We start from the raw sequence: 22,341 nt of genomic DNA on the forward strand, positions 1-22,341 counted from the left end.
TAAACCATTAAGAAATTTAAACGATTAAGATTGATTAAGAAAATATCAAAGATATTCTTAAGCATAATGCTTATTATTAAACAAGTCAAATTCTTAATAATTCTTTTTTACAAAACTTTATGTTTCTTAATGGTTAAACATTCTTTTAGTTAAACATATCTTCTATTGATTCGCCATCGTCACATAAATAATTCTTCCGCCTTCTTCATTGGAAAGCAATATTTTTTTGCCTTCAGACAATTCAACCATTGAATTGGGCGGAATCTCTTTTTGTTCGTTTAAATCTTTCATAGAAGTCAACGTCTGATTCACCAAAACCCATTTATCCTGATAAAAAGTAAAATACCCAACTGGTTTTTTATCTTCAAAAGTCAGACTTTCATTGCGGATTATTTTTCGTGAAACATGCCATTTAAAAAGATATTGATTATGATAGACCATCAATCGGTGGTTTTCGGGTTTCCAAACCTCATCATCATATTTAAAATACAGATCAAGAACCGGTAAAGTTCCTTTGTGCGAAGTTCCACAAAACGGACATCTCGGAGTTTGCGTATTATCAAAAACATACCATTTCTCATTACATTCAGGATTATGACAAGGCTGAATTAAATCTACTGTTTTCAGCAAAGCCGTTTCCCATTCATTCGCCAAAGGTCTTTTAATCGGATCATGAAGCCCGTCGATAAAAGCTTTTTTAAACAATTCAGATAAATAAGGTCCGGTAACGGTGTATGGAATTTTATTGGGATCACCCCAAAAAGCATCCCATTTTTTAAGATATTCTACTCGTACTTTATTGCTGGAATCCGTTGGATGCTCTACAAAAAGAGCTTTCTCTCCCATCGATAATATTTCATCTTTATCAGAATCAAGATCCCAAATTTTACCACCTCTTAAAGGATGTCGACGAAGCAAATACATATAAATAAGAACCGCCAAAGCATGAAGATCTGTCTTCTGATTCGGAAGCTGTCTTCCGGGATCATGCAGATGCAAATGTTTTGTTTTTAAAACTTCCGGAGCAATAAAATCTGCAGTTCCAATCACTTCAGGTGGAAACAATTTTGGAACCACCAATCCGTCAATATCAATAATACAGGCAGATCTCGTCACCGGGTCAACCAAAATATTATTATAAGAAAGATCTGAATGCGCCAAACCCATCTGATGCAGTTTTTTAATTCCTCGAGTAATATTGATGGAGATTTGAAAGTAACTTAACCAATCTCCCAATTCAGATTTATCCAGACGAAGCGGATAATGTTGATTTCTAAACATCGGAGCCGTAAACCACTTTCCTACTTTATCGCCGCCCGCAATATTGTCTGAACCTACATATCCTTTGGCAAAAAAGAATTTTTGACTGTAGACAGGAACAACAATTCCTGTTAAATTATTTTTCTGAACGATATCATAAGGCCATCTGAAAACCTCATCCAAATAATATTCTGAAGCATTTCCATTCTGAATATTCACCAAATAGGTTGAAACAATTCTTTTGATTCTTTCTTTTTGTTCGTTTTCTAAAGGTGTTCTGTAAAAAGCCACCACATATTTTCTGTCAGGCGAAAAATAAACGTCTTTCACCCCACCTTTTACAGGGTTTTCATCTACATATTCATAGGATTTTGCAGCATCTAAAATCGAGGAAACGGAGGTTGTTTTTTTCATGAAAGATTCTTATTTAACATTTTGGCGATACAAAACTTTACCTATTTGATTTTGAAATATTATAAAAATTAAGCCCAACAACACTTTGACTGATTCTGTAATAATTTCATAATTTAAACTAACGGTATTAAAATTATCGTCTAAATGTTCGTTCATACTTTGCAGTTTGAAAAGAAGTGATAATTTATTTATGAGATTGGGTATGGAATCAAACAATATTAAGATTCCAATGGATAATATTGCAATTTGAAGTAAACTTTCGGAGTTTAATTTATCAAAATTAATCGTTTCTTCTAAAAAACTTTTAGGTTTTAGTTTATTAATAATAATATCCGGATTTATAATCAATAAGTAAAATACAGCTGTAATTAATAATAAAACCACTATAAAATAAATCCAGGTCTGCATTATTGAGCTATCTGGATCAAAAGGTAAAAAAGCTCCAGAACTACTTAAATATGCAATCGCAATTTGTTCAGGAAAAAATGTAAATGATAAATTGATAACTGTGTAAAGACCAAAAATTCTAAAAACGATTTTTAATAAATCTTTTATTTTCATAAGTTTCTTAACTTTATATTTAATAAATCACCGCCAAAGTTCGATCATCATGATTTCCTTTGCTCCAGAAATCCATCCAGGAAAGTAATTGTTCATCGATTGTTTCATCGTTTTGAAAATCTACTTTCGCTTCATCTTCATTTTTACCATTTAAATCTTCAAAAAAAGTTTTCCAGCTTTCGATGTCTTCCAGTTTATTTTCGGTGATAAATTTCGGGTCGTAAATTCCGTCGGTCATTAAAACCAATTTAGAAAAATCTTTAGCATGCGTTATTTTGAAACGTGAAGAAATATTTTCATCAAAAATTTCATTCATTGTAACAAAACGGGTACCGCCTCCAAATTCGCCGACATCCATTGTATTTAGCAATTTAACATCAGAAAAATCTTCGTTAATCAGATTAATAGGGCAATCACCTACTCCAAAACTCAAGATAATATATCCAAAGTCAAACTTTTTAACCAAAGCAAAAATTAAAGTGGAATGCAAATCTTTTAAAGTCACTTCATACTCATCTGCCTTTTCCTTCAAAGTTTTAAAAGTATCAGAAACTCCTTCATAAAGAATTTTTATAATATTTTGTTTCGCTTCTGAATAATCATTTTCTAAATTGAAAATTTTATTGAGATGAATATCAAGTTCGGTTAAAACTTCTGCATTTTTAAAATAATCGTTGATTGATTGAGTAGCCAATTCAGAGCCATATCTTGCCAATTGCGCAGAGCCTGCTCCATCGGAAACTGAAATAATACTCCAGGAATTGGGTAATTCATTGACCGCAAAATCATCATCTCTGAACTTTCCTTCATGAGCATGAGAACGACCTCTTTGTGAAGCGATCACAATTTTTTTATCTGAAAAATTTCCTTTAAATTTTGCTTTATCTGCTTTGTGAAAAGGTGCTTCTTTATCGGAAGGAATGTTTTTCCACAAATCTTTTGGATCTGCGTTGACGAAAAGTTGAGCTTTTTTAAATTCAGAATTTTCTTCGTCGTTAATATGAAAAAATTCGATCTTCAAATCATAAGTATCGCTTTCAAAAGGAATTCCTTTGATTGTATTTTCTTCAAAATTTAAACCAGCCAATTCCAGTCCAGAAATATTTTTAATTCTGATATTCGGAAATTGCGCCATCGGAAAAACAAATTCGTATTTCTTTTTGGAATGTGCATTGGTAATCGGAAAAAATGCGTCAGCAAATTCTTCTCTTTCTTTATAAATGATTGCTTCGTGCATAATTTTGTTCTGAGCTTCTATAATCAGCTGTACATGAGTTTGAATCTCCGTTTGGGTCAACAGCTTTGAAACTATTTTATCCAATATTTTACGATCATGGATATCGTGATTTTCCAAAATCTGCCTGATTGTATTTTCCATTTAGCCTAAAGTTCGGTTGATATCAAACCCTTCATTGCTGAATCCGTAATGATCGCCGGTTCCGCACCAAGGACATTCGTTGTAGCCTTCACCTTTTAAACAGTGAATTCCACCACAAGAACAAGTCGCCAAAGCAATCGGATTAGCACAATGTGGGCAAGACGGAGCACCATGAAGTTCTTCCACAGAAATTTTCTGACTGCTTTTCTGTGCCGAAGAAAGTCGGTAATACGAAGCATCGTCTATTCTGTACGTACCTTCCAATCGGTAATATCGGGTCTGCATCCCTGCAATTCCGGAGTCGGTAAATGCTTTTTTATATTTAATTAGATATGGTTTCTTGGAATCTGAACATTTTCCGTTTAACACTACAAAATTATTATCTGGAAATCTTTGCTGAGCTTCGGGATCAACTTTTTCTAAAATACTGTGGTCGATTTTAGATAGATTGATTCCTTCTTTATTGGCTTCCGTCACGCTTTGGCTTGTCGTCTTAATGGAATCTGTTACCCATTTGAAAAACTCTTTGTAAGAATTTTCTGAATTGTTATTAAACAACAAGACGTTATCTGAAAGCGAACCCAACAATTTATAATTGGTATTGTCCCCAATAGAAATGGCAATCGTATTTGGTTTTCTGTGATAGTTTTTATTCCATTTTTCGATGGCAATTTGTGCATCATCGGTCGGAACACCATCTGTAAAAAGAAAAACAAGAGGTTTCCAGTCACCCTTTCTGTCGTAAGTGGTTTTTACAATGTCTTTATCGATACAATCCATTACTTTAAAGAGACCTTTCGCCAAAGAAGTTCCGCTTCCTACAGGAATTTTCGGCGGATAAAAGGAAATAATATCCTGCAACGGCGTAATCACTTCTGCTTCACCGGCAAAACCAACAACGGAAATCCAGACGGTTTCTAATGAATAGGGATCTTTTTTTAGTTCTCTTACAATGGTTGAAATACCTTCCTGAACCTGATCAATCGGCTCGCCAATCATCGATTCGGAAATATCTACCAAAAAATAAATGGGAAGTCTTCTCATCATTTTTAATTTTAGAAGATTTTAAATTTAACCATTAAGGTTCTATTAAGGATTTAAGAATATTAAGTTTTGGCGTCGCTTTTAGCAGCCTGCTTTTCAAAAAATCTATTTGATTTTCTTAATGAAACTTAATTACTTAAATCATCTTAATGGTTTGATTTTTTATAATTTTTAGTGACAGATTTTAAATAATAATATTCAATTCTGATGGTGGTGGTGGAAGGCTGATGTTTTCGCCTGTTCCTTGTGATTTTCCACCCATGGTGATGGATGAACTTACCCATTTAAAAAATGAAGATAAGGTTGCAGCATCGGTTGTATCTAGTTTTACTACATTATCGGTGAGTTCTTTCAGGAAGCTTTCATCAGCTTTTGGACCTGCAGCACATCCAACAATGACACCAAAATCCATATTTTTAATTACAGGAATCATCTGTCTGTATTTTTGAATATCTGAAGGTTTACCATCGGTGAAAATAAAAAGAAGAGGCTTCCAGTCGCCTTTTACTTCAGTTGATCCTTTAATTAAATCTACCTGAAGTAATGCTGAAACCAATTCCAAGGCTGCTCCTGTGTGAGTTGGACCGCTATCGGGACACGTGATTTCCATTGGGTGAAAACTCGCCAAATCAACCATCGGAATAATATTTTTTACTTCACGATCGAAAGTAGTGACACTTAAATACAATGTATCCATCGCTTGCGGATCTGAGCGGAGCGCACTTATTAATCCGTTGAAACCATTGTTCAGCGCCTGAATGGGTTCGCCATTCATCGAGCCGGAAGTATCCAGCAGAAAATACGCTAATAATCTTCTGTTCATTTTGCTAAACTTTAAAAGTTTCATCAAAACTAAATTCCTATTAAAAGAAAATTTAATCTTGATAAAACTTATTTATGATTCTATTTTTAACGCAAAGTGCGCAAACGTAATACTTTAAAAATAGAATTGTTTAAATTGATTAGTAAGAATAGTTTTTAAGAATATCTACAAAACTGTCAGTGTGATTGGGTTCACCTAAAGCACGGAATTTCCAGTCGCCGTTGTGTCTGTATGCTTCAGCGAAAACCATAGAACACATTCCGTTCATGCTCGCATCACCCGAAAGACTGTATTTTGTAATTTCTTTTCCTCTTGCATCAACCGCACGGATAAACGCATTATCAATCATGCCAAAATGCTGATTATTTTTTCTGCCCATATAAATGGTTACTACAAAGATGATTTTTTGATAACGCTCGTCAAGCTGCTCCAATTTTACAATAATTTGCTCATCATCACCATCTCCGGCTCCGGTTCTGTTATCTCCGGTTAACCAGATATGACCACTTGGATGCTGCATCGAATTGAAATAAATTACATCTCCTTGATACAATCCCATTTGTCTTCCGTCATTAGTCTGAACCGTTCTTCCTAAGTTGGCAACTTTTCCGTTTCCATCAAGAAGAAAAGCAACTGCATCCAAATCATATTCTGCTTCTTTACTGAACATTTTCCCGAAAAAACCTCCTTGTTTACGAACATCCCATCCTAAACCGATGGTTACCTGAGACAGGTCATAAACACTTTCTCCACGGTCGTTTTTCCTTAAATCTATCGTTTGACCTTTCTGTAAATTAATTGCCATTTTTAATATCTTTTTTGTGTTGTTTTAAATTTGTTTTTTTTTAACGCAAAGTGCGCAAAGATTTTTTTTATCTAATTGAGAATATTCTCGTTCGCAAAGGCGTTTCACTCAGCAAAGGTTACAAGCTTGTGCGATTTCTAGTAATGTAATCTATTATTTATTTGATGATTTGACCTTTATAGTATTTCTCTAAAAAGAAACCAAGATCTGCTCTGTACCCAATCCCTGAAGCTTCAAATTTCCAGCTTCCGTTTCTTATGTAAAGACGTCCGAATTCAACGCCGGTTTCAATAGAAAAATCTTCATCTAATTCATATTTTGCAATTTCCTGCTGGTTATTATTATCAACAACCCTGATGTACGAGTTTCTTACCATTCCGAAGTTTTGTTTTTTTCTTTCGAAATCTTCAATCGTTACCACAAAAAGAATTTCTTCCACTCTTGGATCTACTTTTTCAAGATCGATAACAATAGCTTCATCATCATCTCCATCACTACTTTTCCCATCGGGATCATCTCCTGTATGTTGTAAAGCTCCGTCTGGAGAATTTAAGTTATTATAAAAAACAAAATACTCGTCACCAACAAGCTTTCTGTCGGAGTCAATCATAATTGCTGAAGCATCCAAATCAAAAGTACCACCTGCATGACTCTCATTCGGATCCCATCCTAAACCGATTGTCATTTTTGTAAGCCCTAATTCTATTTTTTGCCCTTTCTGTAAATTAATCGCCATAATCTCTAAATATAATTTTTCCCTTAAGATAGATTTGATTTTTGAATTAACCAAATTAATGATAAAAAGTCATACAGTTTTAAACTTTTTTTAATATTTGATAAAATTTTTAAGCAAAAAAAATCCCGCTTCAAATGAAACAGGATTTATATATTTTAAAATAAGTAATTTTTATTTTTCAGTGATAGTATTACGTGCTTTTGCCAACATCGGAATGGAAATTAATCCCATTACCAACATAACCACGATCTGTAACGGAAGCGAGATAAATGAATACGTCAAACCCATTTCGCCACCAAACTCAGCACTTTTCCCCATTGCAAGAAATAATGCCATAAAACCATATTTCATAGCAAGATTAAAGGCGCCAATTCCGCCACTTGCAGGGATGATCATACCCAAAGTTCCTACAACGATAATGAAAAAGCCGTCTGCGAAAGTAAAATCTGATGTTTCAGGCAAAGCAAAACAAACCAAATAGGCTGCAAAATAATAAGAAATCCAGATTCCTATCGTATATAGAATGAACTTTCCTTTTTCTTTAAGTTTAAAAATTGATGTAAGACCTAATAGAATACCATCAATAAAACCTATTATTTTACCTAAAACAGGAACATTAACAAATTTATTTTTAAAAACAAAAAATAAAACTCCTGCTACAGCCAATCCTCCAATAACAATAAGTATTTTATTCGGATTAATATTGATCCCCGAATTTTTATAAAAAGCCAAGATGGCATCATATTTAAAAATCAAGGTTAATCCTAAAAATCCCAACATGCAGATCAAATCAACCACTCTTTCCAGAATAATTGTTCCAAAAGATTTATCTACAGGAACTTTTTCAACTCCATATAAAGCTGTAGCCCTAGCCACTTCTCCACTTCTCGGGATTGTAAGATTCATCAGATAACCGAAAGACAAAGACCAAAGTGCATTAGAACTCGAAATCTTATGTCCCATCGGTTCTAATAATAAATTCCAACGAATGGCCCTGAACCAATAGGCTAAAAGTGCAAATACAGCAGCAAAAGCCACCCAAAGGTAATTTGCTTTAGCCAATGATTTTTGAACGACTTTAAAATCGAATCCTCTAAGCGCCAACCACAAAAAAAAGCCTGCAAAAGCAAGCGAAATTACTATGGTTAAAAAAGATTTTAAAGTTTTATTAGATTTCTTCTCCATATCTTAAGTAAGAAGATTGGTTTTTTCGTCCGGGAAAACTATTTTTGGCTGAAACTCCTGTGCTTCCTCTGGGGTCATCTGTGCGTAAGCGATGATAATGATAATGTCATCACGCTGTACTTTTCTTGCTGCAGGACCATTAAGGCAAACCTCACCCGATTTTCTCTTTCCTTTGATCACGTATGTATCAAAACGTTCTCCGTTGTTGACATTAACGATATAAACTCTCTCTCCGACTACCAAACCGGCTGCTTCGATAAGATCTTCGTCAATGGTAATACTTCCAATATAATTAAGGTCTGAAGCCGTAACTCGTACCCTGTGAATTTTAGATTTAAATACTTCTATTAACATGGTGCAAATTTATTAATAATATTTAATAAAATCATTTTAAAATGAAAATTACAACTATCATAAATTGAGGTCATTAATTTTATTCAAACTAAATTATCTATATTTATTTTACAAACTTAACAAGCATATCATAAAAAAAATCAATTCTTGATACTAAATTAGGAATTTAATAAATGTAAAAACAAATAATGTAAATTTAGGAAAGTCAATATACATAAGTAGTTGGCATGATTTTAGTTCCTCGAAACGTAGATTTTTCGTAAAAACCTGAATTATCAAATTTTAATTGATTTTGAGAAATTGTAAAAAAAATCAATAAGTTTTTACAAAAAATTTGCACAATTTGAAAATTGTTTTAAATTTGCTTTTATAACTAACTAACTTTTAATATTAAAAATTATGAACAAGTCTGAATTAATCGACGCCATCGCAAAAGACGCAGGTATTACTAAAGTTGCTGCAAAAGCTGCATTAGAATCATTTATCTCTAACGTAACTACTACTTTGAAGACAAAAGAAGGAAAAGTGTCTCTAGTAGGTTTCGGTACTTTCTCAGTATCTGAAAGAGCGGCTAGACAAGGTATTAACCCTGCAACTAAAAAACCAATTAACATCGAAGCTAAAACTGTTGCTAAATTTAAAGCAGGTGCAGACTTATCTGCTGCTGTTGCTACAGCAAATGCTCCTGCAGCTGGTAAAAAGAAAAAATAATCTTTTGATTATAAAAAAGAAAACCTCATCTTTTGATGGGGTTTTTTTATTACAAATAATAACGCAACATTTTAGTAATCAAATTATGGTGCCAATCGAGAAATCTTCCAGTCAATATCTTCTAATGTATAGATAATTCTGTCATGCAATCTGTTGGGTCTTCCCTGCCAAAATTCTATTTCGTAAGGTTTTGCGATATAACCACCCCAATTTTTCGGTCTTGGAACTTCTTTATTTTCATACTCCTTTTCTAATACTTTTAATTTTTCTTCTAAAAATTTTCTGTTGGGGATTTCCTGACTTTGAGGCGAAACTGCAGCACCAAGCTGGCTTCCTTTCGGTCTTGAATGAAAATAACCGTCACTTAAATTGTCAGCAATTTTTTCAAGATTTGCTTTGATGATAATCTGTCTTTCTAAACCCGGCCAGAAAAAATGAAGACAGGCTTTGTGCGTTTTTTCGATCGCTTTTCCTTTTCTACTATCGTAATTGGTATAAAAAATAAAACCTTCGTAAGTATATTCTTTTAATAAAACCATTCTTGTACGCGGACAACCATCTTCCTCCAACGTAGAAACCGCCATTGCATTGGCTTCAGAAATCGAAGGATTTTCTGACGCATCCAAGAACCAGTCTCTGAATTGCTCAATCGGATTCTCTTTAATCTCAGTTTCAATAAGTTGAGATTTTTCGTATATTTTTCTTTTATCGTGGAGGTTTTCCATAAATAATTTTTATTAAATTTGAGTATGAATTACTCATACAAAGGTAAAATATTAATTTCCACACCTGATATTTCCGGCGATATTTTTTCGAGATCGGTCGTGCTGATTATAGATCACACCGAAGATGGAGCATTTGGCTTGATCCTTAATAAGAAGAACAGCAAAATGAGTAATCGTTTCAAGAATTTTTTTGATTTTGATATTGAAGTTTACGATGGCGGGCCTGTAGAAAACGACAAAGTTTTTTTTATTATTAAAGGAAAAAAAGTAACGGAAAATTTCACCGCCATTAACGATGAATATTACCTTACAGAAGATATTGAACTGATCATAAATGCTGTTTTGCAGAATGAAATCAGCATTCAGGATGTAAAAATATTTTCAGGATATTCGGGATGGTCTGCCTCACAGCTGGAAAATGAAGTTTTGCAAAAAGTATGGACGGTTGTAGATGTTTATAACCTAGATTATACACTTCCCAATGATCATACATTATGGAAATCGATTATGCAAAACCTTGGTGGTGAGTTTCTTCTGTGGGCAAATGCACCTGAAGACATTTCCCTAAATTAGTCATTACTTCACAATGAAGCGATTTAAAATTTAACAAAGTTTTAAGCTTTTCTTGTACAATTTTTAAGATACTTTTCACGTTCTTTGATAACTCTTAAATAATTAATCATGAAAGCATTAAAATTACTAGCTGTATCGTTCGCATCTGCTGCAATGCTTTCTTTCTCAACCGAAACCAAAAAGATTATCGTAATAGACGCCGGACATGGCGGAAATGATTTTGGAGCCACTATGAATGGTGTTTCAGAAAAAGATATGGTTTTAAATATCGCTCGGCAAATCAAAAAAGCAAGTGATAAAGACGGTACATATGAGGTGATTTTAACAAGAAGCGAGGATACCAGCACCACACTTACAGAGCGTACGGAACAAATCAACAAGCTGAACCCCGAAATGGTCATTTCGCTTCACATCAACAGAACTCCTGAAGCAAACACCAATAAAAGCGGTCACGAAATTTTCATGCAGAAAACTTCAGAATCAAAATCTTTAGCTGAAAAATTATCTAAAAAGTTGGGAGAATGCAGCATTAAAGAAGAAAATCTACACATCCTTAGAAATTCAAAATCTCCTGCAGTTTTGGTAGAATTAGGCTACATTAATAATACAAAAGAAAGAGAATACATGAACAACAGCGACGGACAAAGAGAAATTGCCCAGAAATTTGCTGATTTCATCAACGAACAATAATAAAAATACAGTTTCTGATCTTAATCAGAATAAAACCCGGTAAAGGACTTTAAATGTTGTTTACCGGGTTTGTCAATTTTAGAAACTATTTCTCCAGCTTTCAACCAATTCGGTGAAGCGGGCGTTTTCAAAAGTTTTATTTCTAATTTTCTTTACAGAAAAGATTCCTTTTTCATCTGAAATCAACAGAATTTCTTCCGCTTTCTGAGATTCAAAAGCAATAATTTCATGTTCCTGCGTATCGGCAAGATTATTTTTGTGTAAAAAGGTCACAAAATTCTCCAGCAAAGGCGAAATATAAGCTCCTTCCGACTGTTTTGGTATCTTGATAACATCTCCTTCTAGGAACAAAAGATTTCCGCTTGTAGAACGGGCAATACGCTTGTTTGGATTTAATAAAATCACGTCATCCAAATCATTTTCCTGAGCGTAAATTCCACCATAAATATTTTCCGGACAATGAACTCTGATGTTACTCAAAAGATTATTATTAACATTGATCTCCTTAATTAAATCTAATTCTAAAGGTCTTTGATGAATAGAAAGAACATCGTCCATTTCGTCTACTTCAAAATAATATGAAACAGATGATTTAGATAAAATAGCTCCGTCTGAATTTCTGAATACAAGGAAATTGATAATTCCGTTTTGAACTCCTTCGCCTTCGATTACTTTTGCATTAAAAAGATTCTGAAAAAACTCCAGCGTGTAACTAAGAGGAATATTCATTCTCATTTTTCTCATGGAAGCCATTAAAAAGAAATAGCATTCTTCATCCATGATTAATTTTGAATTTCTGATAAAGAAAGAAACCTTCACAGCATCTCCGGAAAGAAATGCACGGTTTTTCAGTTCAAGTTCGTCAGATGTAAAATAGGTATTTTTCAAAATTTAATTCTTTTAAAAAAAAATAATGAACGATAAATCGTTCATCAGTTTTGTTCATTAAACAGTACCGCTGAATTAAGCTGCACCTAATTTTATTCTAAGGTTTTCTATAAGATTTTCCCAGTACATTGCATTTTCTTCTTCATCACCTTCTTCACAAAAATCTGTAATATTTAAAGCTAGATCTTCTGTAATATCATCAATTGTAATAGTCATTTCGAAGAAATTTTTTGTTCCTTCGTCTTCTTCCCATCTGTAACGTACGAAACCTTCAGGCTTATATCTGATTAAAGTAGCCTTTTCAGCAGGACCTCCACCCCAACTGAAAAAGAAATCATCGCCTTTCTCTATCACCTCATCCGCAAACCATTCAGACAATCCCTCGGCAGTTGCCAAATATTCATACAAAATCTCTGAAAGACAGTGCATTGGGAATTCGTAATGGACTTTATGTTTCGCCATATAACTTGTTTTTAACGTCACGCAATATATAAATTAATTTTTTTATTACGCAAAATTCTATCTATATTTTTATGATTTTTATCAGAAATATTTCCATTGCTTCAAAATGAAATTTAATAGTGGTTTTTAAAAGTAAATTACATCAAAAAACGTCAAGAAAAAGTATGGTTTTATAGCTTGATATTTCTACTCTTCTTCATTTAAAACATCAAGAATAATCTTACATCCTTCTGTAATTTCTTCTTTAGATATAGTAAGCGGCGGCGAAATTCTCAGGTATTCATTTCGGTACAACTGCCAGAAGACAATAAGACCTTTTTCCATACATTTTTTGGCAACATTGAGTGTAAACTCCGGAGTTCCAAGATTTACAGCAAGCATCAACCCTTTACCGTTTATGTTTTTTATTTTAGGATGAACCAAAAGTTCTCTGTATAACTTTTCTTTTTCATCAACTTCATTCATTAACCCGCTTTCTAAAACTTCCTTTAATGTTGCATGTGAAGCTGCAGCAATCAAAGGATTTCCGCCAAAAGTTGTGATATGACCTAATTTGGGAGAATGAGAAAGCGTATCCATTATTTTTTTAGAACTCATAAATGCTCCGACAGGAACACCACCGCCCATTCCTTTTCCCATCACCAAAATATCGGGAACGATACCGAAATGCTCAAAGGAAAAGAGTTTTCCTGTTCGTCCAAAACCTGGTTGAATTTCATCTAAAATAAGAAGCGCCCCTACTTCTTCGCATCTCTTTTTTAGATTAATTAAATAATCAGTATCCGGAACTAAAAATCCCGCAGCTCCCTGAATGGTTTCAAGAAGTACACAGGCTGTTCTTTCTGTAATTTTATCGAAATCGTTTTCATTATTAAACTCAATAAAAGAAACCATTGGCAATAAAGGCCGGAATTCTCTTTTGTGGATTTCATTTCCTGAAACACTTAATGCACCGTGCGTATTGCCATGATAAGAGTTTTTGAAAGAAACAATTTCTTCTCTACCAGTATATCTTTTTGCTAATTTTAAACTGCCGTCGATTGCTTCTGCCCCACTGTTTACCAAATAAGTAATTTCTAAAGGATCAGGAGTTGCTTCAGCTAATAATCGGCACAATTCTACAGGCTTTTCCTGTGCATATTCGCCATACACCATCACATGAAGATATTTATCAGCCTGCTCTTTAATAGCATTAACTATTTTCGGGTGCGAATGCCCCAAAGTATTGGCAGAAACCCCTGCTACAAAATCGAGATATTTTCTTCCGTCTTTTCCAAAAATATAGCTTCCTTCTGCTTTTTCTACTTCAAAACCTACTGCAAATTGCGTCGTTTGAGCCTGATATTTAAAAAAATCGTTTTGCATTTCCATTGTATGAAAAATTTTAGGCAAAGCTAAAAAACATTCATCAGATGCAGAAATTTAAACTCTAATAATAAAGCTAAACGAAAAGAAAACATGGAAAATATTAAAAAAAACCAAACATTTTGAAGATATGCATATTAGCAGTTTTTATTGATGCGCATAAGTTTGGTAAACCATGCGCATGAATTGGATAACTCATACGCATCATTTTATAAGTTCATGCGTATGAATTAATAACTAAGTAGAAGATTAACCATTTTCAAGGCTTTGAACCTTGACAAGGCTCTCCAAAACAAGCAAATATTTACAAAAGAAAAAGACCAGCTTCAAAAACCGGTCTTTTATATTATTTATTTTCTTACCCTTTTAGGTTTTTTAGCTTCTTCTTTAGCCTTTTCTTTCTCTGCAACTTCCTGTACTTTATTGTAAAGCGCATCGTTGGGCTCGTATTTTATTTCTTCATAATTTGGTGAGTCGACGAGAATATCCTGCCATTTCCGTATTCGGTCTTTGGTATTCCAGTTGAAATCTTCAAACTTTTTTTGCTCAGGTGAAATCTGGCTCATCGGATACGTCTTTGCAGCCGCACCAATACTGCAGGAAATAATCTGCACCTGACGCTGATCAAACAACGCACCGATAATCCCACACAATGAAACGGTAACGCCTATTCTGTCGTTAACCTTTGTTTTCTTATTAAATTCATCGGCATACGTTATTGCTTCGGCATTTCCGATTACTTTAATTTCTTTGATATCCGGCCCTTCATAATACACCGTCATCAACTTTCCTTTTACCTGATGAAATTCATCCAGAAGATTTAAAGAATCTACTTTCGCAATCGCAAAACCATTTCCTATCACTTTTAAAGAATCGATATTTTCGGTTTCTGTGTTAAAATAAGCTTCCACTTTATCACCTGTTACCTGTTTTTCGCCACTCCACAAAATTGGATCCGTATACATGTGCATAATTCCATCTGTCTCGTTGTAGGCGATAGAATCTGCTCTTCCCTGTGCATTTGATTTGTAAATTCTGGCTTTTTTGAAAGCTCTCAAGTAACTTTTCTTTTTGGTAATATCTGCGGTATCGGGCTTCTGATAAGTCAGAATTTTTTCTGATGCAAAATAAAGTGAATCTTTTTCAAAAATCTTAACAGCATAAGGCTCTTTGGTCATCATTGCTGAATCTTTCTTTTCGAAAATTTCACCATACCCACCTTTCACATATCTTTTCTCTAGAGGATCGTCAAGCGTTACATTTCCTGTAGCTTTTCCGAATCCGGTGAGCTGATTGTAATACATCTCATCTCCTGTAAGAATTTTGTCATTGTAATAAATCCTGGAGTTTTTCGTAAGAAAAGACTCTTTGGTATTCATATTATGAGTTCCTTTCTCGGTAATAATTCTGTTCTTTGGATTCTTATTGTTGGTAATTGTAGTATAACCGTTGATGGTAACAATGTTTGTATTTTGGTTCTGAACCACATTATCTCCTTCTAAAGTATAATCTTTATCTACAATTTTCACTCTTCCTGTAAGATCAATCACTCGGGTTGTCAAAAAATAGGTTGCCGATTTTGTATACGTCGTACTTTTGCCATCATTGATAGTACCTCCCGTATTAAAATAAGCCTGATTAGAGACTCTGTCGTAATACATAATGTCGGTCTTGATGACTGTTCCTTTAGGATCTGTAAGCACTACATTTTTTCTACCGACACCTTTTTGGGTATTTCCGTCGTATTCCATTTCGCCGGATGTAATTACCGAGCCATCGCTGTTCTGAAGTTTTGTATTGCCTATTGCTTTTACAAAGTTTTCTGCATCATACATCACCACTTCATCGGCAGAAAGAATAGACCCCTGATGCTCTATGACAACGTTTCCTGTAAGATAACGATTGCCATCATATTTGGTGTCTTTATTAATTTCATCAGCGTGAATAATCTTTACCTTATTCCCGGGTTGATTTTTCGGAGGCTGATTTTTGACAGGATTTTGTAAATAAGGATCTCGTTGCACAGGTTTTGGGGCAACCTGAGCAAGAGCAAACGAAGAAATAAATAAGAATAGAAAAAGAATCAGTCTCATTGATTAATCATTCTTAGTGCCATAAAAATACAGCGAATGAGAATCAATTTTTACGCCGAAAGCTCCTTCTATAGCTTCTTTAATTCCTTGAATTCTAGGGTCGCAGAATTCGATAATTTCTTCAATCTCTTTATCTGAATCTTTTTTGTAAATCACCAAATGATCATGTTGTTTATCAAAATAAGATTTCTCGTAAGAAGATGAAGTCAACGTTTTTTCACCAAACTGATGTTTACGAATCAAGCCTGCATCAAGGAAAATCTCGATAGTGTTGTAAATCGTAGCTTTAGAAACATGATATTTTTTCTGCATCATCAGAAGATACAGATCATCTACATTGAAGTGATGATCCATATTATAGATCTCCTCCAGAATTGTGTATCGTTCAGGCGTATTACGAAAGCCTTTTTCAAGTAAATAATTTCGTAAAACGTCTTTTATTAAAGCTATATTTTTTTCTTTTTGTAAAGTATCCATTAAAAAATTTATTACTACAAATTTATCGATTTTTATTTAAATCAATATCATGTATTTAAGCTCTGTAATGCAAGTATTAAAAATTTGATCTTCGGAATTCCGACTGTTGAATCTTACTGCTTGAGATGGTTTCTTCCGTTAGTGGAGCCGATTCTACGACAACATTGTGTGAAGTAACCCCCCAAGATTTGAAGTCATCACTCCCTATATATTTAACAAAATTATAAATATTTAACGTTATTTTTTGTTTTACCGTTAATAGAATATCGTTAATATAGGTGTTATCTATGATCACATACTTCAAATCTGGCGGAATATTGTGAGCCCTCAAAGAAGGGTGGCTGCTTCGCGATGGAATTGTACCGTCTGCCATAAGATCTTTTAAAACCATATTGAAATAATCATTGATTCTGCGATCAACTTTAAACCCTAAAAGGAAATTTATTTTATAGATTGTTCCCGGCAAAATCTCATCAACACTGTATTTGAAAGTATAAGGATCTTCCTGATTGACTATGCTCAAAATAAAATAATGATCTGCTCTTTTCGGTTGTTTTTTGATAATCGAATAAATAATTTTCGATTCTATTTCATCATTACGCTTTGCACGGCTCAGATAGGCAAGATTGGTACAATATTTTGGTATTGTCTCATCGAGCTTCATATCTTTAATAATAGAGACGTATTTATCAATTTTCACATAGCTTGTAAAGTTTGATTTTAATAGCCTTCCGTTGTACCATGCATACATACAAACTGCAATAAAACCACCCAAAACTACTGTAAGCCAACCGCCATCGAAGAATTTAATCACATTAGCATAGAAGAATCCAGATTCAAGGAAAAGATAAATCGCTACAAAACCAAAAAGGAACACTTTATTAAGTCTCGTCCGGCTTAACCAATATGTTAATAAGATAGTGGTCATCAACATTGTTATGGTTATCGTTAAACCATACGCTGCTTCCATGTGCTCTGATTTCTGGAAGAAAATAACAACAATAAAACAGAAAAACATCAATCCCCAATTGATTCTCGGGATGTACATTTGTCCTTTTACTCCAGAAGGATATTCAATATGCTGATTGGGCCAGAATGAAATTGACATTGCTTCTGAAAACATCGTAAATGAACCGGTAATTACCGCCTGGCTTGCAATAATTGCAGCCAAAGTTGCCAAAATCACTCCCGGTAAAACCGCCCATTCAGGCATAATTCCAAAGAAAGGATTGACACCCGTGAAAACTTGCTGGTAATTATCTAATAACCAAGCACCCTGTCCTAAATAATTCAAAATCAGCATTAATTTAACAAAAATCCAGCTTACACGGATATTTTTTGCTCCACAATGCCCAAGATCCGAATATAAAGCTTCAGCTCCTGTTGTACATAAAAACACAGCACCCATAATTACAATTGCACTTGGCGAATGGGTAATCAGGTTATAAGCATATACGGGATTGAATGCTTTTAAAATTTCGATATGATCAAAAATATGCATTGATCCGAAACCTCCCAAAACCAAAAACCACGTCACCATGATAGGCCCGAAGAATTTCCCAATGGAAGCGGTTCCGAATTGTTGTACGACGAAAACGATAAAGAGAATAAAAAGTGTTATAAAAACAACCGGCGTATCAGGATTGTAGATTTTAAGCCCTTCAATCGCAGACATTACGGTAAGAGAAGGCGTAATCACACTATCTGCAACCAAGGTTGATGCTCCGATAATAGCGACGACGTAAAGCCATTTCTTTTTCAGCTTTTTAACTAAAGAATATAAAGCTAAAATTCCACCTTCACCGCGGTTATCTGCTTTAAGAGCGATAATCACATATTTTAAAGTCGTCTGAAGAGTTAGAGTCCAGATAATACAAGAAAGTGCACCTTCAATATAAGTGTCGAAAGGCATCGTTGAGCCATCTTTCCTTGCATTGACAATTGCTTTCATTACGTAAAGCGGTGATGTACCGATGTCTCCGAAAACAATCCCCAGAGAAACAATAACTCCTACAAATGAAAGCTTTTTAAGGTCTATATGATGACCTCCTTCTGTAACTTCTGCCATGTCAGCTAATTATTTTGAAAGCGCAAATGTATACTAAATTTATGACCCTCAACTAAAATAGTCATGCATTGTATAAATGAAAAAACTTCCTTTCGGAAGTTTTTTTCTATAATCGTATAATAATTATTTAACGTACATCGCTTTTTTGATTTCCTCTTTTACTTTCTCAAGTTTCGGGAACCATTCTGCGAATAAAGCTGCTGAATATGGAGCCGGAGCATCAGGAGTAGTAATTCTCTTGATTGGCGCATCCAGATAATCAAATGCTTTCTGCTGTACCATATAAGTAATCTCTGAAGATACAGAACCAAATGGCCAAGCTTCTTCTAAAATCACCAATCTGTTTGTTTTCTTTACTGAAGCTAAAACAGTATCGAAATCTAAAGGACGAACTGTTCTTAAATCGATAACCTCAACAGAAATACCTTCTTTAGCCATATCTTCAGCTGCCTGAAGAGCTAATTTCATGATTTTCCCGAAAGACACTAGAGTTACATCGGTACCTTCTCTTTTGATATCAGCTTTTCCTATTGGTAAGTAATATTCTTCCTCAGGAATTTCCATTTTGTCTCCGTACATTTGTTCAGATTCCATGAAAATTATCGGATCATTATCCTGAATTGCAGTTTTTAATAATCCTTTCGCATCATAAGGGTTTGAAGGAACGACTACTTTAAGACCCGGAACGTTTGCGAACCAGTTTTCAAAAGCCTGAGAATGCGTTGCTCCCAACTGACCTGCAGAAGCTGTAGGACCACGGAAAACAATCGGGCAGTTCCACTGACCACCACTCATCTGACGAATTTTTGCAGCATTATTGATAATCTGATCGATACCAACAAGCGCAAAGTTGAATGTCATATATTCTACAATTGGTCTGTTACCATTCATTGCAGCGCCCACAGCGATTCCTGTAAAACCAAGTTCTGCGATAGGTGTATCGATTACGCGCTTAGCACCAAACTCATCCAACATTCCTTTAGAAGCTTTGTATGCACCATTATATTCTGCAACCTCTTCTCCCATTAGAAAAATGGATTCGTCTTTACGCATTTCCTCACTCATTGCCTGCGCAATCACTTCACGAAAAGTATATTCTGCCATATTTATTTGAAAAATTTAGAGTACAAAAATAGTGTTTTTTTATTATTTACATAACAAAAAAGACAACACATTGCTGAGTTGTCTTATATTTAATATTATTTTAAACTGTTTAGTTTACTTTTTGCCAAACCTGCGTTCTTCCTAAAAGAGAAACTCCCATATACCCTCTCACATTCAGCTTATCACCGCTTTTTGTAATGGTGCATTTGTAAGTTTTACCTGTTTTTGGATCTGTAATTGTTCCGTCTGTAAATTCATCACCGTCTTTTTCTAAACCACGGATGATTTCCAATCCCAAAATTGGTTTCCCTTTTCTGTCGTCTTTACAGCCTGTACAGTTAGGATTTGTTGGTTTTATTAATAACTGAGAAACTTTTCCGTAATATTTTCCGTCAGATTTTTTGTAAATTTCAACGATAGATTTTGCTTGTTTTGTTTCATCATCTATTGTTTTCCATTTTCCTTCGATTTGTGCAAATGACATCACACTGAATAGTGAAAGTACAAATGTTGCTAATAATTTTTTCATATTATAGAGTTTAATTTAAATTATAGATTCTTAAATTCTTAATTAGTTAAAAATAGACATAAATTTTAAACGCACAAACATTTTTATTATCCTTTGCATATATAACAACAGAAAGAGCATTTTTTAAAATTAAACAAATAAAAAATTAATTCAATTTTCTATTGATTACGCGGCTCATATAATCCTGATACCATGCTTTTGCCATTTGTTTTCCTTTTTCGGTTTCCGGAGATTTTATTTTATCATTCAGATTGTTTTGAAAACCTAAATCGCTTTTATCATAAATTCCGATAATATTTTTACCATCGAATCTGTAAATATAATTTCCATAGATAAACTGCTCCGAAGTTCCGTCTGAGTTTACAATCAAAGGCTGATATTTTTTTTCGCTCACCAAACTTCTACCCCAACTTCTAATTTTTTTATTGTATCCGATTAAATCTGCCAAAGTAGGATAAATATCAATTTGCTGCGCCAATTCATTATTCACCCCTTTTAATTGATATTCAGGATTTGGAGAATAAAAAATCAACGGCACCGCAAAACGGTTCATCGCTTTTTCGTATTCAGAATAATACACCTGATTGGTATGATCTCCTGTAAAGACAAAAATGGTATTTTTAAACCAAGGCTGTTTTTTAGCAGTTTCAAAATATTCTTTAATCGCATAATCGGTGTACTGCATCGGTTCATGAATTTCAATGTTCCCTTTTTTAAATTTCCCGTTATATTTTGCAGGAATTTTAAACGGATGGTGTGAAGATGCTGTAAAAACGGTTGCCATAAAAGGTTTTGTTTTCCCTACATTTTTAGCAAAATATTGTAAAAACGGTTCATCCCAGATTGCCCACATTCCATCAAAATCTTCATTGTGATTGTATTCATCTTTTCCGAAATAATGTTTAAAACCAAGAATATTTCCAAAACCTAAAAATCCCATCGAACCATTCGGAGCACCGTGATAAAATGATGTATCGTAACCCATATCATTACAAACCGAAACAATCGACTGAATTTTCTGATTAGAATAAGGCGAACTCGTAAAAGCATCCATCAAACTAGGAATTCCTGCCAAAATACTACTCATTCCGTGAATTGACTGCCTTCCGTTGGCAAAAGTATTAGGAAAAATAAGACTTTCATTTGCCAAACTGTCGATAAACGGCGTGTAAGAAACATAATCTTTAATGTTTTTATCTTTATTAAAAGCTCCGGAATATTCTCTACCGAAAGATTCCACAATAAAAATCACAATGTTTGGTTTGTCCTGAACCTGTTTGTCGTAAGTTTTGTAGGGATTGATATTTTCATCAATAAATTTCTGATCGACAAAATGAACTTCTTTAAAATTATTCGTTCCCATTGTTCTGAAAAACGAAAAAGTAGAGTTCAGAACTAAGTTCCCTTGAAGCGGAGTTTTTACAAATTTATTCGCATCAACCAAATTAATTGGTCTTGTGCTGTGTTTGAAATCACCTCTTATTCCGCCAACAATTAATACCGCAGAAATACACAAAGTCACCACAGACCAAATAAAATAAGGAATGAGCTTTACCGGTTTTTTATAATCAATTTTAAATCTTTTATACAGAAATACCCATGCAGCCATTAAAAATACAAACCAAATAATCACAAAAGGATGCTCTGTAATAGAAGCGGTGAATACTTTTAAAATATTCGTCTCATGTTTTGCTACCTGAAAAGCTGCAGAAGTAAGCCTTGCCTGGGAAAATTTATAGTAAATAAAATCCCCGAAATTCATCGCATACGCAATTCCGTTGCTGATAAAATACAGCCAGATCATAAATTTCTGATACCCACTTTTTGTATTGATGACAATCGGAATTAAACTTAACAAAATAAACAAAGCATTCACATACAAAATCGCTGTAAGATCAAAAGCAATCCCATGATAAGCCAAGCTCAGATAATCTACAATGCTGTCTACTTTTATTAAATCTTTATTGAAAAACCAAAACAAAAGTCTCGCAATCTGATAAAAAACAAAAGCCAAGAAAATCCTGTAACATAGAACGAAGATTTCTTCTTTTCTGAATTCTTTGAAAAATTTCATTTGTTAAATAGTAATGTTTTTA

At 34.0% G+C, this 22,341-nt stretch carries 22 protein-coding genes; 3 read left to right on the forward strand and 19 right to left on the reverse strand.

Annotated features, from left to right (window positions below; genetic code table 11):
- Nucleotides 1-162 precede the first annotated feature (162 nt).
- The 9 genes from EG358_RS17230 to panD form a co-directional block, all read right to left on the reverse strand.
- Nucleotides 163-1,674 (reverse strand): helix-hairpin-helix domain-containing protein, encoded by a 1,512-nt coding sequence (locus EG358_RS17230; protein ID WP_076561063.1) that lies wholly within the window; start codon nt 1,672-1,674, stop codon nt 163-165.
- Between the two features lie 9 nt (nt 1,675-1,683).
- Nucleotides 1,684-2,235 carry a hypothetical protein gene (locus EG358_RS17235; protein WP_076561062.1) on the reverse strand — a complete coding sequence of 184 codons (552 nt, stop codon included), beginning with the start codon at nt 2,233-2,235 and terminating at the stop codon, nt 1,684-1,686.
- A gap of 19 nt (nt 2,236-2,254) precedes the next feature.
- Entirely contained in the window at nt 2,255-3,613 is a 1,359-nt protein-coding gene (locus EG358_RS17240) for a PP2C family serine/threonine-protein phosphatase (protein WP_076561061.1), read from the reverse strand.
- Entirely contained in the window at nt 3,614-4,660 is a 1,047-nt protein-coding gene (locus EG358_RS17245) for a TerY-C metal binding domain-containing protein (RefSeq protein ID WP_317043427.1), read from the reverse strand.
- A gap of 181 nt (nt 4,661-4,841) precedes the next feature.
- Nucleotides 4,842-5,480, reverse strand: coding sequence for a vWA domain-containing protein (locus EG358_RS17250; RefSeq protein WP_076561060.1), 639 nt, complete (start codon nt 5,478-5,480; stop codon nt 4,842-4,844).
- Between the two features lie 139 nt (nt 5,481-5,619).
- Nucleotides 5,620-6,285, reverse strand: a complete 666-nt coding sequence (locus tag EG358_RS17255; protein WP_074230012.1) for a TerD family protein — start codon at nt 6,283-6,285, stop codon at nt 5,620-5,622.
- 157 nt (nt 6,286-6,442) lie between these two features.
- Nucleotides 6,443-7,021 (reverse strand): TerD family protein, encoded by a 579-nt coding sequence (locus tag EG358_RS17260; protein ID WP_076561156.1) that lies wholly within the window; start codon nt 7,019-7,021, stop codon nt 6,443-6,445.
- 171 nt (nt 7,022-7,192) lie between these two features.
- A complete protein-coding gene (locus EG358_RS17265; protein WP_076561059.1) occupies nt 7,193-8,206 on the reverse strand; it encodes a lysylphosphatidylglycerol synthase transmembrane domain-containing protein in 1,014 nt (337 codons plus the stop codon).
- A 3-nt stretch (nt 8,207-8,209) separates the two neighbouring features.
- Nucleotides 8,210-8,560: an aspartate 1-decarboxylase gene (panD, locus tag EG358_RS17270; RefSeq protein ID WP_066679682.1), complete on the reverse strand. Its 351-nt coding sequence runs from the start codon at nt 8,558-8,560 to the stop codon at nt 8,210-8,212.
- A 399-nt stretch (nt 8,561-8,959) separates the two neighbouring features.
- Between panD and EG358_RS17275 the strand changes: the two genes are divergently transcribed.
- Nucleotides 8,960-9,271: an HU family DNA-binding protein gene (locus tag EG358_RS17275; protein WP_076561058.1), complete on the forward strand. Its 312-nt coding sequence runs from the start codon at nt 8,960-8,962 to the stop codon at nt 9,269-9,271.
- 83 nt (nt 9,272-9,354) lie between these two features.
- On the opposite strand, the gene pdxH is transcribed toward EG358_RS17275, so the two are convergent.
- Nucleotides 9,355-9,996: a pyridoxamine 5'-phosphate oxidase gene (gene pdxH, locus EG358_RS17280; protein ID WP_076561057.1), complete on the reverse strand. Its 642-nt coding sequence runs from the start codon at nt 9,994-9,996 to the stop codon at nt 9,355-9,357.
- A 24-nt stretch (nt 9,997-10,020) separates the two neighbouring features.
- On the opposite strand from pdxH, the gene EG358_RS17285 reads away from it, so the two are divergent.
- Nucleotides 10,021-10,569 carry a YqgE/AlgH family protein gene (locus EG358_RS17285; RefSeq protein WP_076561056.1) on the forward strand — a complete coding sequence of 183 codons (549 nt, stop codon included), beginning with the start codon at nt 10,021-10,023 and terminating at the stop codon, nt 10,567-10,569.
- A gap of 108 nt (nt 10,570-10,677) precedes the next feature.
- A complete protein-coding gene (locus EG358_RS17290) occupies nt 10,678-11,259 on the forward strand; it encodes an N-acetylmuramoyl-L-alanine amidase family protein (protein WP_076561055.1) in 582 nt (193 codons plus the stop codon).
- A gap of 78 nt (nt 11,260-11,337) precedes the next feature.
- Here EG358_RS17290 and EG358_RS17295 read toward each other — a convergent pair whose 3' ends face one another.
- The 9 genes from EG358_RS17295 to EG358_RS17335 form a co-directional block, all read right to left on the reverse strand.
- Nucleotides 11,338-12,147, reverse strand: a complete 810-nt coding sequence (locus EG358_RS17295; RefSeq protein ID WP_083677048.1) for an aminotransferase class IV — start codon at nt 12,145-12,147, stop codon at nt 11,338-11,340.
- 75 nt (nt 12,148-12,222) lie between these two features.
- Nucleotides 12,223-12,609 (reverse strand): START-like domain-containing protein, encoded by a 387-nt coding sequence (locus EG358_RS17300; RefSeq protein WP_076561053.1) that lies wholly within the window; start codon nt 12,607-12,609, stop codon nt 12,223-12,225.
- A 186-nt stretch (nt 12,610-12,795) separates the two neighbouring features.
- Nucleotides 12,796-13,974: an aspartate aminotransferase family protein gene (locus EG358_RS17305; RefSeq protein WP_076561155.1), complete on the reverse strand. Its 1,179-nt coding sequence runs from the start codon at nt 13,972-13,974 to the stop codon at nt 12,796-12,798.
- A 350-nt stretch (nt 13,975-14,324) separates the two neighbouring features.
- Entirely contained in the window at nt 14,325-16,067 is a 1,743-nt protein-coding gene (locus EG358_RS17310) for an OstA-like protein (RefSeq protein WP_076561052.1), read from the reverse strand.
- 3 nt (nt 16,068-16,070) lie between these two features.
- Complete coding sequence (locus tag EG358_RS17315) at nt 16,071-16,544, reverse strand: Fur family transcriptional regulator (RefSeq protein ID WP_047399628.1); 474 nt, start codon at nt 16,542-16,544, stop codon at nt 16,071-16,073.
- Between the two features lie 76 nt (nt 16,545-16,620).
- Entirely contained in the window at nt 16,621-18,612 is a 1,992-nt protein-coding gene (locus EG358_RS17320) for a KUP/HAK/KT family potassium transporter (RefSeq protein WP_076561051.1), read from the reverse strand.
- A 123-nt stretch (nt 18,613-18,735) separates the two neighbouring features.
- Entirely contained in the window at nt 18,736-19,716 is a 981-nt protein-coding gene (locus EG358_RS17325) for a pyruvate dehydrogenase complex E1 component subunit beta (RefSeq protein WP_076561050.1), read from the reverse strand.
- A 109-nt stretch (nt 19,717-19,825) separates the two neighbouring features.
- A complete protein-coding gene (locus tag EG358_RS17330) occupies nt 19,826-20,245 on the reverse strand; it encodes a DUF2147 domain-containing protein (RefSeq protein WP_076561049.1) in 420 nt (139 codons plus the stop codon).
- A gap of 145 nt (nt 20,246-20,390) precedes the next feature.
- On the reverse strand, nt 20,391-22,319 hold the full coding sequence (locus EG358_RS17335) for an LTA synthase family protein (protein ID WP_076561048.1): 1,929 nt from the start codon (nt 22,317-22,319) through the stop codon (nt 20,391-20,393).
- Between the last annotated feature and the right edge of the window lie 22 nt (nt 22,320-22,341).

The sequence above is a fragment of the Chryseobacterium indoltheticum genome, assembly GCF_003815915.1.
GTDB classification, from domain to species: domain Bacteria; phylum Bacteroidota; class Bacteroidia; order Flavobacteriales; family Weeksellaceae; genus Chryseobacterium; species Chryseobacterium indoltheticum.